Origin of the sequence: Microcoleus sp. PH2017_12_PCY_D_A, assembly GCF_020738565.1 — a bacterium.
GTDB lineage: Bacteria > Cyanobacteriota > Cyanobacteriia > Cyanobacteriales > Microcoleaceae > Microcoleus.
This window is the reverse complement of record NZ_JAEQCI010000128.1, coordinates 1-15,049: the sequence shown is the minus strand read 5'-3', so window position 1 is coordinate 15,049 and position 15,049 is coordinate 1. Positions and strand designations below refer to the sequence as shown.

14 protein-coding genes are annotated in these 15,049 nt (G+C 47.7%); 2 read left to right on the top strand and 12 right to left on the bottom strand.

The window, feature by feature from the left end:
* Positions 1–146: 146 nt before the first annotated feature.
* The 10 genes from JGK39_RS28260 to cobU all read right to left on the bottom strand — a co-directional run bounded on the left by JGK39_RS28260 (position 147) and on the right by cobU (position 12,299).
* Entirely contained in the window at positions 147–1,334 is a 1,188-nt protein-coding gene (locus tag JGK39_RS28260) for a GIY-YIG nuclease family protein (protein ID WP_293258217.1), read from the bottom strand.
* On the bottom strand, positions 1,324–3,402 hold the full coding sequence (locus JGK39_RS28255; protein ID WP_293258219.1) for a DEAD/DEAH box helicase: 2,079 nt from the start codon (positions 3,400–3,402) through the stop codon (positions 1,324–1,326). The genes JGK39_RS28260 and JGK39_RS28255 overlap by 11 nt, the downstream gene beginning before the upstream one ends.
* An 86-nt stretch (positions 3,403–3,488) precedes the next feature.
* Positions 3,489–3,935: a GNAT family N-acetyltransferase gene (locus JGK39_RS28250; protein ID WP_293258221.1), complete on the bottom strand. Its 447-nt coding sequence runs from the start codon at positions 3,933–3,935 to the stop codon at positions 3,489–3,491.
* 71 nt (positions 3,936–4,006) lie between these two features.
* A complete protein-coding gene (locus JGK39_RS28245; RefSeq protein WP_293258223.1) occupies positions 4,007–4,294 on the bottom strand; it encodes a DUF1778 domain-containing protein in 288 nt (95 codons plus the stop codon).
* Between the two features lie 82 nt (positions 4,295–4,376).
* Positions 4,377–4,682 (bottom strand): nucleotidyltransferase domain-containing protein, encoded by a 306-nt coding sequence (locus JGK39_RS28240; protein ID WP_293258225.1) that lies wholly within the window; start codon positions 4,680–4,682, stop codon positions 4,377–4,379.
* 23 nt (positions 4,683–4,705) lie between these two features.
* Entirely contained in the window at positions 4,706–7,504 is a 2,799-nt protein-coding gene (locus JGK39_RS28235; protein WP_293258227.1) for a DNA methyltransferase, read from the bottom strand.
* Between the two features lie 33 nt (positions 7,505–7,537).
* Positions 7,538–8,116: a Uma2 family endonuclease gene (locus JGK39_RS28230; RefSeq protein ID WP_293258229.1), complete on the bottom strand. Its 579-nt coding sequence runs from the start codon at positions 8,114–8,116 to the stop codon at positions 7,538–7,540.
* Positions 8,117–8,692: 576 nt separating this feature from the next.
* On the bottom strand, positions 8,693–10,762 hold the full coding sequence (locus JGK39_RS28225; RefSeq protein WP_293258246.1) for an AarF/ABC1/UbiB kinase family protein: 2,070 nt from the start codon (positions 10,760–10,762) through the stop codon (positions 8,693–8,695).
* 286 nt (positions 10,763–11,048) lie between these two features.
* The gene (locus JGK39_RS28220; RefSeq protein WP_293258231.1) at positions 11,049–11,471 is read right to left on the bottom strand and encodes a hypothetical protein; all 423 of its coding nucleotides are present in this window, start codon (positions 11,469–11,471) and stop codon (positions 11,049–11,051) included.
* 279 nt (positions 11,472–11,750) lie between these two features.
* Complete coding sequence (gene cobU, locus JGK39_RS28215; RefSeq protein WP_293178740.1) at positions 11,751–12,299, bottom strand: bifunctional adenosylcobinamide kinase/adenosylcobinamide-phosphate guanylyltransferase; 549 nt, start codon at positions 12,297–12,299, stop codon at positions 11,751–11,753.
* 434 nt (positions 12,300–12,733) lie between these two features.
* On the opposite strand from cobU, the gene JGK39_RS28210 reads away from it, so the two are divergent.
* Positions 12,734–13,702, top strand: coding sequence for a glycosyltransferase family 2 protein (locus JGK39_RS28210; RefSeq protein ID WP_293178833.1), 969 nt, complete (start codon positions 12,734–12,736; stop codon positions 13,700–13,702).
* A gap of 1 nt (position 13,703) precedes the next feature.
* Here the strand turns inward: JGK39_RS28210 and JGK39_RS28205 are convergent, their stop codons facing one another.
* On the bottom strand, positions 13,704–13,916 hold the full coding sequence (locus JGK39_RS28205; protein ID WP_293178845.1) for a hypothetical protein: 213 nt from the start codon (positions 13,914–13,916) through the stop codon (positions 13,704–13,706).
* Here JGK39_RS28205 and JGK39_RS28200 point away from each other — a divergent pair.
* Positions 13,825–14,760 carry a glycosyltransferase family 2 protein gene (locus JGK39_RS28200; protein ID WP_293298265.1) on the top strand — a complete coding sequence of 312 codons (936 nt, stop codon included), beginning with the start codon at positions 13,825–13,827 and terminating at the stop codon, positions 14,758–14,760. The genes JGK39_RS28205 and JGK39_RS28200 overlap by 92 nt on opposite strands.
* A 73-nt stretch (positions 14,761–14,833) precedes the next feature.
* On the opposite strand, the gene JGK39_RS28195 is transcribed toward JGK39_RS28200, so the two are convergent.
* Entirely contained in the window at positions 14,834–14,959 is a 126-nt protein-coding gene (locus JGK39_RS28195) for a hypothetical protein (protein WP_293298262.1), read from the bottom strand.
* Positions 14,960–15,049 lie beyond the last annotated feature (90 nt).

Below are 15,049 nucleotides of genomic sequence, written 5' to 3'. Positions count from 1 at the left end.
TAAGGCTAACACTGCATAATTTCAGCCCAAAAGCGTTTGGCTTCCAAGTTTTCACAACTGATAAAAAAATCCGACCCACATCTGCGGAATGTGGGTTGTTAGCTTAGATCGAATTTTGCAAGAAGTCTATTATCCCTAGAATGACATTACGATCGCACGAGACTTACTGTTTCCCGATCGTATCGGAATTGTTCGATGGTTCCTTCGTTGATTTTTTCGATCGCCTCCTCGATCGCCTCCACGGGAACAAGAAACCACTCCTGCGGCTGCACCTGGGAACCGAAGCGATCCGGTAATGCCAACTCCAATCGAGCACTGCTGAAAAACTTATGAATGAGTTTTTCGAGTCCCTTGCGGTTGATATTTGCTAATTTGAAGGTGGTGACGATTTCTACGTCTGCTAGCAAATAAGTCGGGTCTTTCTTGGCGTTGGCAATTCTGCTTTTCACGTCACCTCCCGTTACACCAATCTTGTGAATAACAGAGCGATTCTCGGCAATGAAGGGATGATCCGATCGGCTTCTGAGCACGTAAATGCAGCCAGTTGGTAAGTCGTCTTCTGCTTGAATGCCAGAAAACAGAGGGCCGAAATCTAGGTTAGTGATGCGACGGCTGGCCTTGTCTTTATTTAACGCTCGCTGGAGCGATCGCAGCAACAAATCGCTCTCAGTCGCATTATCATAAACCACCCGCAGCCGACAGTCCGATCGCCCATAGTCGCTGACAAACGACTCACCCATATCAACCACCATCACCTTCTGCCCATCCAGGATAAATAAATCGCCTTCCTTTACAGCCGCATAGTCCTGGTATTTAATCGTTTTCCGGGCCCCTGTGTCCAGATCGCGCTGTACTTGGTTAAAGATTGGTTTGAATTCATCAAAATCCTGGCAAGGAGTGCGCTGGGCGATTTCCTCCGCTGCTTTGATTTCGCTGCGCGATCGCACATTCACAAGCTGGGTAACATCGTTTTCTGAGGCTGCATCAACTCCCAGGGATGCCAGCAGCGCCTCATCGTCTGCTTCTAAGGTTAGGCTGGCATCATTCTCAGCATTTAACAGCCCGCGAGAGTCTAGTGGTTCCAAGACGGCGCGGCATTCCTCCGATTCTCGCAGGCGATCGAGCCTGACAGCATAAAGTCGCTCAAAAATATCCCGATCGTCCCCGTGCTGAGGCAATCTGCCCTGTTCGTTGACAAACCGCTCGATTTCCTCAAAGCCTGCGATAATCCGCTCTTCTCTAGCGGAACGCTGGCCGGATGCTTCGGGGGCGATGTCCACTCCCAATTCGGCCAGCAACTCCAAATCTTCATCGGTGGTGTACTTAGGAGGCATTCTTTTCCTCCTTCACTTTGCGCGTTAGGAAAGCAACCCCTTCAGCCATCCGTTTTTCCCACGGATCTGCTGCTGTGAGGGAAGGTAATCGGCCTTTTTCTTGTTTGAAGCGACTCGCCCGTCTGGCTAATTCCCGCGCTTCTTCTACGCTAAGGACGATCCGTTTGGCGGCAATCACTTCTGCTACCTGGCGCAGTCTTTCTTCACTCATGGATTTGGCGAGGATGGCGTAGGCTTCACCAAAGGGATTGATGCGATCGATCAAATCCATATCCAACTCAGTCACAGATAGCGCAAACTGCCTTACTCCGTCGATGAGGGCAGTATTTTTCGCCGCCTCACCGCCGGGATTCGTGGTATAGGTTCCACCGCCTTCATTCATGGTTTTTTTAGCTTGTTGAACGACGGTTAAAGCTGCGATCGCGTGTTGGCGAATGGCTTCTCGATCCTCTTCCTCTAGATTTGGGAATTTCTCTTTGATGATTTTGCCCATGCGAACCTGAGTCAGTTCCTCTGGTACCAGTTCTTCATCAAATAAACCACGTTCGATCGTAGGCTTATCTTGGACAAAAGCCGTAATTAGCTCGGTTAAGTCCTCGCGGCAGATGCGATCGGCTTCCGGGCTTTTGGGTTCGGCTAGCCCCTTGATTTCTAATTGGATTTGGCCCGTTTCGGAATTAACGCCCACGTTGCACTTATTCGGATTGTAGCCATCTTCGCCGTAGTCAAAGCCGGGAGTGGCTTGGTTGTGCGGGTGCTTGGGTTTGAACTCGAAACGGGGCGCGAGAACTTGTTCCATCAGCAGGCTGGCTGCGATCGCCTTGAGAGTATCATTGACTGCCTCAGTGACGGCAGATTCGGCGGCATCCGGTTCTGCGATCAGGTTCGTGAAACGGGCGCGGGTTTTGCCCGGTGCATCGCGGGTGGCGCGGCCGATTATCTGAATAATCTCTGTCAAACTGGAGCGGTAGCCGATCGTCAGGGCGTGTTCGCACCAGATCCAATCGAAGCCTTCCTTCGCCATACCGAGGGCAATAATGATATCAACGCGATCGCGATCGTTTTTATAGGCGGAGTCTTTCAGGGCATTAGCGACTCGATCGCGCTTGGTTGGATCGTCATCTACCAAATCGGCTATTTTGAGAATCTTGCCGTCAGCGGTTTTGACGAGTTGAAATCCGGTTTTGCGATCGGTTCCCTGCCATTCGCCTAGTGCTTCGATGATGTGTTCGACTTCGCGGATTTTGTCCTTCGTACTTTCGCGGGAGTTGACGTTGGGAATGTGCAGGATGGTTTTTTCGTTGGGATTGAGCACCTTCATGATTTCGTCGATGTAGCTACCCGCGTAGAAGTAGTAGGCAATGTCGAGTTGCTTCAGGTGTTGGTAGCCGTTGAGTTGTTCGTAGTAGGTGTAGGTTACAGTGTCGAATTTGGATTCATCTTCGGGGTGCAAAACGGCTTCGGCATCGCCGCGAAAATAGGAGCCCGTCATCGCTATGATGTGGGTTTTGTCGCGGGCCATGAGTTGGCGGATGCGATCGCCCAGTTTGTTGTCTGGATTAGCAGAAACATGGTGAAATTCATCTATGGCGATCAGGCGATCGTCCAAAATTTCAATACCAAACTTGTCCACAGCAAAGCGGAATGTAGCGTGAGTACAAATCAGAATTTTGGCATCGCTGGCTAGAAACTTCTGTACTGAGTTCACTTTGCCGCCGTTGTCGTCACCGGGGGCATCGCAGAGATTCCACTTCGGTTCGACTTGCCAATCGGCCCAAAAACCAAACTGACTCAGGGGTTCATTGTGGAAGCTAGAGCCGATCGCCTTTTCTGGTACAACAATAATGGCTTGTTTGAGCTTTTGATTTTCCAGCTTGTCCAGGGCGATGAACATCAGTGCCCGACTTTTGCCAGAGGCGGGAGGCGATTTGATGAGGAGGTATTGTTCGCCGCGCTTCTGGTAGGCGCGTTCCTGCATCGGGCGCATCCCCAGGGCGTTGGGTTTTGTGGAAGTGCCAGCTTGGGCGTAGGTGACGGAAACTGAGGGAATCGCGATCGGCTTGCTCATCGGAATTTTTTAGCTATTTTTCTGCTAGAGCTGGTTTAAGAGTTCTGTTTATCGAGCTATTTTAGCGTTCGGCAATGCAGCATAAACTAGATACTCAGACTTGAAAGAAGTTCTTCAATAGACTTCATCGGTAAATACAGCTTCATCGGCTCCTCATTGAAGGCTATAAAGCCGTATTTTTTGTAAAAGCTCGCGGCTTTTTCATTCAATGCATCTACAATGACAGCAAGAGATGCAACTTGCTGACTCGCATCTAAAGACTTTTTTAGGGCATCGATTAATAATAATTCACCAAACCCTCTCCCTTTTTGGTTATTATCAACTGCAAGACGACCTAGTAGTGTTGCGGGTAATGCTGGGTAAGGGGGTAATCTTTTGGCAAGTTTTTCTTCTAAAGCTGCGACATTGACAGTGTAGGAGGAGAGCGTATAGTAACCTAAAACATTCATCTCAGGCTCATCAACTAAAACAAAGACGGTTGAGACTCGCTTTTTTAGATCCTGAGATGCTTGCTTGCACAGATAGGTATCCAAACTCTCTTCTCCACAGCAAAAGCCCGAACGGATATGAGTTCGGCTATCGAGAAGGTCGATCGTGAGAACCATTAAATTGACATTGTTTGTTTGTACCGTAAAGCCGCCGATTTTAAGGCTTGATTGGGCTTCGGAGGATTGAGAATTGCTTCAATAAAAGCGTTACTGTCTTTAAGGCTGAGCGTCAAAGTTTGGTGCTGCTCGATCGCTCTACGAGCTTCTGCTAGCACAGCGGCAATCACAAAGTCTGTAAGCGTTCTTCCTTCTAAGTCAGCAGCTTTTTGCACGAGAGCCTTGGCTTCTTGACCTATCCGAACTTCTAGCCGCGCCGGCGATTTTGAATCAGTTGCATTAGTCATGGCGTTAAATCCATAAATTGAGGCAGACATTAAACTAATGCTATACGGCAAATTGCCGTATGTCAATGGTGAGTGCGTTTTGTCAAGCAGAAATTGTAGATCTCGTTGCATAAATCACCTGGGCAGAAAAAAGAATTTCGTGACGGCGTAAGTAGTTGCGGCTGGCTTCGATGCCCTGGCGGGTAGTCAGATCAATGTCTCGATGAAAAATTGCTTGGAGTTCTGTTTCCATTTGGTCTAGGGTGCTGAATCTGGGGTGAGCATCTGGATGGAATTGCACCATGATATCAATATCGCTATCGGGGTGAAAATCATCGCGCAAAACCGAGCCAAATAGGGCGAGTTCTGTCACCTGCCATTTTTGACAAAATTCAGCAATCTTATTCATCGATAGTTCAATTTCCCCGATCATTATTTGCCTCCTTTACCTTTAGCAGATTTTTTCGATGGTGCCTGTTGACTGGTCATCTTTGTATACAATTCAAACAGTTTTTCGAGGCGTTCTGTATCGTTTTTGAAGCGGCGGCCGATGTAGATGCGATCGAGAATTTCATCATTTCTTTCATGGGCTTCTCGGACTAACGGGAATTCGGTGTCCATGCGTTTCGGATCGTACATATCGGCGATCGTAGCCGGGAAATACTGCTCTCGCGCTAGCAGGATGTCTTCGGCGCTGCGGGTGAGATCGGCTTTGTTGCGATCGGTGAGGGTGGGGACGGGGAAGGTGTTCCAGCCGAGGGTGTTCGAGTAGCGAAAGTCGGTTTTGAGTTTGCCGCAGACGGTGGCGATCCAGACGAGGTGCAGGCGGGAGGCGATCAGGGCCATGTTCCAGAGGGGGGCATCGTAGAGGGCGAAGGCACTATCATTCACAATGAACGAATTATTTAGGATGCCTGCTGGCAAAAATGGGCGATTTTCAGAGGAATGTCTAGGTACAATAAAGCTCCAAAATTCAGCCTCTTCAGTATCGCGAAATTGGTGTGCACGCTCTGCCAATTTTCTGGCACTTTCATCGCGGCTTGCAAGGCGATTAGCTCTGTTTTTCTGTAATCTATCAGTAATAAATGAAATAGATTTCGCCTCTTCTAAATCTTCATCTTTAATCCAGAGACAGTGACGAAATGAGCCATTAATATAATCATGACTGCCTGCAACAGGTCGTAAAAATTTAAATACTGACTCAGAATCTTCCACTGGTATGTTGCTTGGTGAAACAAAGAGATAGCCGCCATCAACAGGTTTATTCCCGTAAGTCATTTTTTTAATATTTGCAATCGGCTCTCGTTTTGACTCAACAAATACATTGGAAGAAGCTACTAAATAAGCATTGATATTTTCAGCCTCCTGCACGATCGTCTCACCACTATCCCCAACAGAAAACAACTGTCTAACTTTGACGGCATTGTTAGAAATCCCCACGATCGCCACTGTCACACCAGCATTATGACTTGCCAAATTCGCCCACTTAAACGATGTATGAGCAAAAGCAATCTCATGCCCACTTTTGAAAATCTGCGGCCACAGAATTGGCACTTGTTGACCCTGACAGGTTGAATTTGTAGATACAAAAGCTGCTGCTGATATCGTTTGCGTTCCATAATCCGCCGCCTTCATAAACCAACCCGACACATAATCCAGCGATTTCCATAGCTTAGTACGGGCATTAAAAATGAGTTTTAGATCATCTTTTTGCTCTTTCGATTGCCAAGTCGATCCGAGATAGGGCGGATTCCCACAAATATAAGTTTCCCCGCCCTCATTCTCAAAATCAATCTCTGCCTGTTCCCTTGTTTCCCCCCACAAATCCAAATCCTCACGCTGCACCTTCACGCCCGTTCCCGTTGGCGGACAAAGACTCAACCAATCCAACCGCAACGCATTGCCGCAAGTAATCCAGTTATCCGCCTTCAGCGGCAAAAACTCCGCCAGCGCTAGCTTCGGGCCCCGATACAGCACATCGCACTGATACTCCGCAATAATCAACGCCAACCGCGCAATCTCACAGGAAAAGTGACGGATTTCGATGCCGCGAAAATTGGTCAGCGGAATCTCAGATTTACGATCGCCCTCCCCCCGCAACTCATTAACCTTCGCCTCAATTTTCCGCATCTCCTTATACGCAATCACCAAAAAATTCCCCGATCCACAAGCCGGATCGAACACCCGAATCCGCGCTATTCTCGATCGCAAATTCAGCAACTTACGGGCATTGTCTCCGGCTGCATCTAGCTGCGATCGCAAATCATCCAAAAACAGCGGATTCAGCACCTTGAGAATATTCGGCACACTCGTATAGTGCATCCCCAATGCACCGCGCTCTTCATCATCCGCCACCGCCTGAATCATCGAGCCGAAAATATCGGGATTGATCTTTGTCCAATCCAGATTGCCGACATGAAGCAGGTACGATCGCGAAATCTTACTAAAACGCGGCACTTCCACCCCGCCCGAAAACAGCCCCCCATTCACATAGGGAAACACATTCGCCCAATTGCGAATCTGAGCCGATTCCCGCGCCTTAACTGGCGTACTCATCGATCGAAATAGCTCCGACAAAACCTCATGGGTATTCAACGAATCGCGATCGCTCATCTGCGCCACAGTCGCCGTAAACAGTCCCTCACTGTGGAAAATATTCGTATCCTCAGCAAAGAAGCAGAAGATTAGTCGCGCCATGAAGTGATTTAGCGCTTCCCGGCGATCGGGCCCATCCCAGCCAGGGTTATCCTTGAGCAACTCAATATACAGACGGTTGAGCCGCCCCGTAGCCTTGATATCAAAGGCATTCTCCCGAATCTGCCGAACCGTCGTAATGCCCGCCAACGGCAAGAAAAACCCAAAATGATCGTGAAAGTCTGGGTAGTTACAGGCGACGGTTTCCCCATCCGCCAGATTTTCCGCCTCAAAGCTTTTACCATCCGTAGCGAGGATGAATTTAGCCTTATACCGAGCCGTAGCTTTGCTTTCTCGCAACGCCGTGAGGGTAGCGCTTACCTCCCCTTCTGGACACACCTGCAAATGGATATTGTTGCGCTGAAGCACACCGCCGGGTAGATCGGATTGGTTTGAGCTACCGCTTTTGCTTTGGAGTTTCTTGAGAGTCGTTTGCTTGTTACCAAAGGCTTCGAGGAAAGCAAAGGGGAAAGATTCCGAGTCAAAAGGCGCTTCGGCGAGCCTAGAAACGGCTTCTTCAATTTCGACTGCATTCATACGCCAACCATAGATGTAAGAAGCATATTATATCTATGGCTGTCTATCGAAAATAATTTCCTCATATAATTGCTCGATCGGCAAACTTAGATTGATACTTTGAAACTCAACCCGATCGCCCTCTCGATAGCTCAAAATCACCCATTCACCAGCATCATTTTTATGATAAATGTCGATCGCCATTTCATCCGAACTGACTAACACATAATCAACCAGATTCGGATTGCGGCGATACTTCTCAAACTTCTTCCCTCGATCGTAAGCTTCGGTGCTATCCGACAAAACCTCCACAATTAAGCAGGGATAGGTAATATAGAGAGGATGCTCCCGATCGCGATCGTCACAAGTCACACTTATATCGGGATAAGTATAGTTAGTCGTATTGAGAATGTTAACCTTTAAATCTGAGTTAAAGACAGTACATCGACCGCCCCGTAGATGAGAGCGAATTAACGACAAGAAATTAATTGCGATCCGACTATGATTTTTAGTGCCACCAGTCATCGCATAAACCCGACCATCGATCAGTTCGTGTCTTTCTAGTTGTTGCTCCTCCCAAGTAAAATACTCTTCGGGGGTAAAATAGCGATCGTTATCTCGTGCTGCTATCATAACCATAAACTCCCCAATCCAAAAGTAAACTAATTATATAGCAATCCTAAATGATTTTACTCGTTATCAGGCTCTGCCTGGTAACGCAGATTCGGAGGCTCTGCCTCCATCTTCGCAGCCGAGGCAGAGCCTCTGGACATCGGTGCCAAGGCAAAGCCTTGGAACCAATTATTGAAAATGATTTAGGATTGCTATATCTCTAAAAATTTAGCATTCACGAGTTCGATCGCAGGCTTGAGTTTGTACTGAATCCTAACAATTGTTACAGAAAAACTTAAATAACCAGAAACCGGGTTTTAGGACAACACTTCATTGCAGTCCACAAATTCAGTAAAAACCCAGTTTCTTCGATCAGACTTGGTATAGCAACCGCCACATGGCGTGAGGACATAAGTAACTTCATGAATAGAGCCGATACCCTTACTGCACCAATGGTTTGATTCCCGCCCGTGCAACTGTCAACTGTCAACTCTCAACTGTCAACTGCTATAATTCCTATGACAAACGCAGATAAAATCCTATCTGCGTTCATCTGCGTACATCCGCTAATATCTGCGGTCAAAAAATCTCACCCCACTACTTCGCTGCCGGCAAAGACAACTGAGGCGAAGTATGAGAATAGCTGCCATTTTCAGGAATCGCTGCCGGTTTCTCGGAAAGTAAAAACTCGCGAATTAACCTAGCAACTGCTCTTTGAGCTAAACCCCCTACGACTTGCTGGCCCATATTCTGGACTTCTGGTTTTACCAACAATTGCGGCAGTAACTGCAATACTTTCATGCCGTCAAAACCCGGAGTTGATTGCAAAATATCCCAAATTCGCTTGATGTGTTCTAAGTTTTTTTGTTCGGTTTGTGAAACCACAGGTAGACTCGCTTTGACTCCAAACCATTCGCCGACTACAGATTTAGCATTGTCAAAAGCTTTGCTGGAAAGCGTGTCGAGACTTTTTACCAATTCAGCAACAATGCGATCGCGAATATAATCTCCTCTTTGGGAAAATAAATACTCTAACGCTTGGTTGAGGATTTTGCTGACATCGTAATCGTCGCTGTCGCGGGCATTAGTCAGCAAGTTTTCTAAGCGGTTCCAGCGGAATTCGCCTTGTTTGAACAATAAATCTTGCAGGGATGCTCTCAATTCCGGTGCGGGGTCGCTCAACAGCCGTTTTGCTACGTAAGGATAAGCTTTGCTCAGCACTTTGAATTCTGGATCGACATTAATTGCGATCCCTTCTAGGGTAACGAGCGATCGAATAATCAAAGCATAGTAAGCGGGAACTCGGAACGGATACTCGTACATCACGGCGGAAAGTTCGTCAGTAATGCTTTTGAAATTGAGTTCGGCAACGCTAGCACCCAAAGCATTGTTAAACACCCCAGCCAAAGCCGGAATAATTGGCGTCAAATCGGTTTCTGGCGTTAAAAACTCCAACTTCACGTAATCTCTGGCCAAACCATCAAAATCGCGGTTCACCAAATGCACCACAGCTTCCAACAAGCCGTACCGCTGATAAGGTTTGACTTCGCTCATCATCCCGAAATCGAGATAAGCCAACTGACCGTCAGGAGTTGCCAAAAGATTGCCTGGGTGCGGGTCTGCGTGAAAGAAACCGTGTTCTAGAAGCTGTCTGAGAGAGCACTGCACACCCACTTCAATTAAGTAAGGAGCGTCGATTCCTTGAGCCTTGACGGCTTCTAAATTAGTGAGTTTGATACCGGTAATCCACTCCATGGTCAAGACGCGGCGGCGGGTATATTCCCAGTAGATTTTGGGAACGTAAATATCCTTCAGATTCCCATAGAGTTCGGCAAAGCGTTCGGCATTTTGTCCTTCGTGGGTGTAGTCCATTTCTTCGTAAATGCGCTCGCCCAATTCGTCCATAATCCCTGCGAGGTCACTGCGAATTATTTTGAAGGTGTTTTGTGCCCAAAGTGCGACGCGCCGCAGGATGTAAATATCTAAGCCGATGTTTTCAGCTAAACCTGGTCGCTGTACTTTGATGGCGACGGTTTCGCCGGTTTTAAGTTTGCCTTTGTATACTTGTCCGAGGGATGCTGCTGCGATCGGATCTGCGCTAATTTCGGCGTAAATATCCTTGGGGTGTGCGCCCAATTCTTCTTGTATAAATTGATATGCTACTTCGTTGGGAAAGGCTGGCAATTGGTCTTGCAGCGTGGTTAGTTCTTCTAAATATACCGGCGGTACTAAGTCGGGGCGAGTTGAGAGTGCTTGTCCGATTTTGATGAAAGCTGGGCCGAGTTGGCTGAGAATTTCCCGCAGGCGCGCGGCGCGGCGCTTTTGGTTAGCTGCGGTGCGGCCTCTCTTTTTGTCCCACCACAAACTGAGGCCAAAGCTAAAAAATGTCCAAACAACGCTCGACAGCCGTCTCCAGACTTGCAGGGGGCGATTTCGGTATTCGGCTGCGATCGCCACTGGATCGTAGCGCACAGCTTCTCCGGCCAATTCATAAGCGATATCTTTGGCTGATTTGAGCGGTTCGGGAGTGGCTGCGGGATTTTCTATTTCTACTTGTACTGTTTGCAGGGGAAGGGTTTCTACCTCTTGGAGATTGCCGAGTGCAGCGTGAGTCCCTGAATTTGAGTAAGTTACCGGGGAGGCTGGCGATACCGTCTTGACATCCATAAACTCAGACCTAGTGTGAAGCATTGTAAAGACATTGTAACAATTTGTGGCCTTCTTAGCACTTCTGTGAGATAGAGAAAACCGAATTCGTTAGTCGTTAGTCGTTAGTCATTAGTCATTAGTCATTAGTCAATAGTCTAAGAATTATGCGCTACGACCGAAGAAACCGGGTTTTTTAGTGGATCTAGGGTCGTAACGCATCTTTTCGGGAAAAACCCGGTTTCTGACCACCCCCTCTCCCACTCTCCCATTCTCCCCCTCTCCCCCTCTCCCATTCTCCCCCTCTTTACTCGCCGGGGGTTCTGAGGAGTCGATCGCGAATGCTTGAAAGTTGCGATTTGGTGCTGACGGGCGATCGGGGTTGGGGCATTTCGGTATCGGGCCAGTTGGCTAAGTCATTACAGGGACAGCACTCTGGCGGCATTCCGGTTTGTGGGAACACTACGGGCATGGCACAGCGCGCGCAGGGACTGATTTCCCATGCTGGTGTTAACAGTTGGGCAATTGTTTCGTTGGTGCCTTGCAGGTAGGAGTCTCCGCTGTCGGGGGAGATGATTTTTTGCCAGCATTCTTCAAATTCCCTGCTGTAGCGATCGCCCGCAATTACCGATTTTGGTAGCAGCGCTTCGGAACCGTTGCGAATAAATACTTTTTTGCCTAACTGAAACCAGTAAGCAATATATTTTCTGACTTCACTTTCTGATGCCATAGCTTTTACTCAATCCTGCAATTCATTGGTAATTTTAGACTTTAAACTTTAAATTTGAACTCTATCTCAAGAGACATTTGATATTTGACATTCTTTCAAAAGCTGACTATTTTCGGTGTCAAATTGTTGTGCTGGTTGGTCAGCGCGAGTATTTTTTTGGAGTGATTGATGTGAGTTTTGAGTTTGCGAGCTTAATTGTAATTATAGCTGATTTTTAGTTAAAATTGTCGGCTGGCAAACCGAGATTTTTGCTCGAAAAGTCGATCGCGCTTCCGTCTGTTAATTCTTGGCGGGCGGTAGTGGCGTACCCAAAGCGGACAGGTTCAAGGCGTAACCTCCGGTGGCGAGATAAACAGTATCGGCGATCGCCCCGATTTGACGGACGAGTGTGCCGAGGCGATCGCGAAACAGCCGCCCCGCCGGATAAGCAGGCACAACACCCCATCCTGTTTCCTCTCCTACAAAAATTGCATCGGCCGCAGTTGACTTCAAACTCGCTAGCAAATCTTGCTGTGCAGCAGTCCAAAGTGTGGCTTCTTGTTCTAAAAGATTCGCCGTCCAAGTTCCGAGGGAATCAATTAACAAGCAATCCGATGGTTTACCAGTGCGGACAAATGTCGGTAAGTCGATCGGCACTTCTAGAGTTTTCCAATGAACCGGGCGGCGATTTCGGTGTTGTTCGAGGCGGCGCAGCCACTCCAAATCTGTTTCATCAACCATGCCAGTAGCCACATAGATTACTTGTTTTCCCGAAGCAGCAGCCAGAGTTTCGGCCCATTCACTTTTACCACTTCGAGCCGGCCCAGTTACTAAGATTATTTTAGTCATTGGTTATTGGTTATTTGTTATTGGTTATTTGTTATTTGCGGTTCCCTGAGCGTAGTCGAAGGGTCGAAGGGTTATTGGTTATTTGCGGTTCCCTGAGCGTAGTCGAAGGGTCGAAGGGTTATTGGTTACTGGTTATTGGTTACTGGTTACTGGTTATTGGTTATTGGTTACTGGTTACTGGTTATTGGTTGCTGGTTATTGGTTGCTGGTTATTAGTTATTTGTTTGATTACCAATGATTTTTAGGCGATAATAGCATTGATAGGACAATATCAGAATAACTACATCAAATTTCCCAACATAGCCGTTTTCCAGCAAGTGAGTTACGCCCTTACCAATTTGCAGAGAGAAGAAAAGAAGCAAAAAATAGAGACTATCCCCAATGCCCAATGCCCTGCGCGGGCCTTCTTCCCAATGCCCAATGCCCCATGCCCCATGCCCAAACCTCAGATATCAGCCATAATTTGCACTCACAATCGCGCCAGCTATTTAGCTGGGGCGATCGACAGCTTGCTGGTACAAGATTTTCCCGATAACTTTGAAGTAGTAGTAGTGGATAACGGTTCTAACGATTATGCCAGCCCCAAAAGTACCACGACAAGCACTCGCGAGGTGGTAGAAGCAAGACTCTCCGACTGCCGCCTCAAGTATGTCTGGGAACCCAAAATCGGTCTGTCAGTAGCGCGGAACACCGGCGCCAAGGAAGCTCGCAGCGAAATATTAGCTTATCTCGACGACGACGCTATTGCTGAGCCGAATTGGCTCAGGGTGCTGCACGCCGCCTATCAAAGCAATCAAAAACTAGCCGTAGCCGGCGGCAAAGTTAACTTGCTGTGGCCTTGTGGAGTCTGTGCACCCAAATGGCTATCGCCCGGATTGGCCCAAAACTTGGGAGTTTACGATTTAGGGGATACTTGCCAGTACGTAACTGCTGCCGGTTTGACTCCCAGGGGTGTAAACTACTCGATCCGGCGTGCTTTTCTCGAACAAATTGGTGGCTTCGATGTCAAACTCGGTAGAGTCGGCACAAAGTTGCTGTCAAATGAAGAATTGCGCGCGACAGAATTAGCATTAGAGTTAGGCTGGCAAGTGGTTTATCTGCCCGAGGCCCTGGTTCTGCACAATGTGGCTGTAGAAAGGCTCAAGCAAGCTTGGTTTCTCGATCGCGGTTGGTGGCAAGGCATCAGCGAGTGTTATCGGGAACAATTGTCCGATCGAGCAGGTATTGCTCAGCTTGGACGGGGCGGTGAAAGAATACTGAGGGGTGTATACAAGTCTTTTAAATACATTAGAGATCCAGGGCTGCGCTTTGAAAATTTCGTTTTTGCTTGGGGTCAAATCGGTTATTTAAGTGCAGCCCTTCAGGGCCTGATCTTTCCACCGAAATCGACCAGCAGGCATTAGGCTATAGGCAATATCCCTCGCTGTTAAAGTCGTCGGCGCTACCATGCCGATCGCACTTCATCCACAATAACTCGACCGCATTCAGGTTCAAGCACTCGATTATGACATCTAGTTCATCAAAGATTCCGGTTTCAGTTCTCATTCCGGCAAAAGACGAAGAACTTAATCTACCTGCGTGTCTGGCCAGCATTGCCAGGGCGGATGAAGTTTTCATGGTTGATTCCCAAAGCAGCGATCGCACGGTAGAAATTGCGATCGGCAGCGGCGCCAAAGTCGTGCAATTCTACTTCGACAACCGCTGGCCCAAAAAGAAAAATTGGTCTTTGGACAACCTGCCCTTTCGTAACGAATGGGTCTTAATTGTCGATTGTGACGAACGCATACCCCCGGAACTTTGGGACGAAATCGCGCGGGCGATCGCCGATCCGAATTTTGACGGCTACTACCTCAACCGCAAAGTCTTCTTTTTAGGACAATGGCTGCGTTACGGCGGTCGATATCCAGACTGGAATTTGCGTTTGTTCAAGCATCAAAAAGGCCGTTACGAAAATCTCGGCACTGAATCCGTCCCCAACACAGGTGACAACGAAGTTCACGAACACGTCATTTTAGCCGGTCAAGTCGGCTACTTAAAACATGATATGATCCACGAGGATTATCGCGATTTATTTCATTGGATAGAACGGCACAACAGATATTCAAATTGGGAAGCCCGCGTTTATTACAATATTATTGAAGGCCGCGACGACAGCGGCACTATTGGCGCTCACCTATTTGGAGATGCCGTGCAGCGGAAGCGATTTCTCAAAAAAGTTTGGGTGCGGCTGCCTTTTAAACCAATGCTCAGATTTATTTTATTTTACTTTATTCAGCTAGGCTTTTTGGATGGAAAAGCTGGCTATATTTATGCAAGGTTATTGAGTCAGTATGAGTATCAAATTAATGCAAAACTGTACGAATTGCGCTCTTGCGGCGGTCAGTTGAATGTGGCAGAATCTGAGCCTACTCTGTCGCCGCCGGTAGTTAGAAATCAGGAGACTGAAGTTAAATCGCCATAAGGACACGGCAATGCCGTTTCCCTACCGCGATTAATTGTAGGGAAACGGCACTGCCGTATCCTGACTTTGAATTTTATTGTTGTTCGGGAGGATGCGATCGCACTTCTTCCGCTTCCGGCAACATACGATCGACTGGTGGATTTTGGGGATTGGCTAATTGCGGGCGATCGAACTTACCCTTGAATAATTTAACCCACATTCCGCAGATATTCGATCGGATTTAATTTCAAAATAATTCAGAATCAAAAAAGCCTCAAATGATTGCTATGCAATCATTTGAGGCTTTTTT

Coding starts and splice junctions, on each gene's coding strand:
- JGK39_RS28260 (WP_293258217.1), bottom strand. CDS start 1,334: ATGCCTCCTAAGTACACCACCGATGAAGATTTGGAGTTGCTGGCCGAA.
- JGK39_RS28255 (WP_293258219.1), bottom strand. CDS start 3,402: ATGAGCAAGCCGATCGCGATTCCCTCAGTTTCCGTCACCTACGCCCAA.
- JGK39_RS28245 (WP_293258223.1), bottom strand. CDS start 4,294: ATGACTAATGCAACTGATTCAAAATCGCCGGCGCGGCTAGAAGTTCGG.
- JGK39_RS28240 (WP_293258225.1), bottom strand. CDS start 4,682: ATGAATAAGATTGCTGAATTTTGTCAAAAATGGCAGGTGACAGAACTC.
- JGK39_RS28235 (WP_293258227.1), bottom strand. CDS start 7,504: ATGAATGCAGTCGAAATTGAAGAAGCCGTTTCTAGGCTCGCCGAAGCG.
- JGK39_RS28230 (WP_293258229.1), bottom strand. CDS start 8,116: ATGATAGCAGCACGAGATAACGATCGCTATTTTACCCCCGAAGAGTAT.
- JGK39_RS28225 (WP_293258246.1), bottom strand. CDS start 10,762: ATGGATGTCAAGACGGTATCGCCAGCCTCCCCGGTAACTTACTCAAAT.
- JGK39_RS28220 (WP_293258231.1), bottom strand. CDS start 11,471: ATGGCATCAGAAAGTGAAGTCAGAAAATATATTGCTTACTGGTTTCAG.
- cobU (WP_293178740.1), bottom strand. CDS start 12,299: ATGACTAAAATAATCTTAGTAACTGGGCCGGCTCGAAGTGGTAAAAGT.
- JGK39_RS28210 (WP_293178833.1), top strand. CDS start 12,734: ATGCCCAAACCTCAGATATCAGCCATAATTTGCACTCACAATCGCGCC.
- JGK39_RS28205 (WP_293178845.1), bottom strand. CDS start 13,916: ATGAAAACTTCATCCGCCCTGGCAATGCTGGCCAGACACGCAGGTAGA.
- JGK39_RS28195 (WP_293298262.1), bottom strand. CDS start 14,959: ATGTGGGTTAAATTATTCAAGGGTAAGTTCGATCGCCCGCAATTAGCC.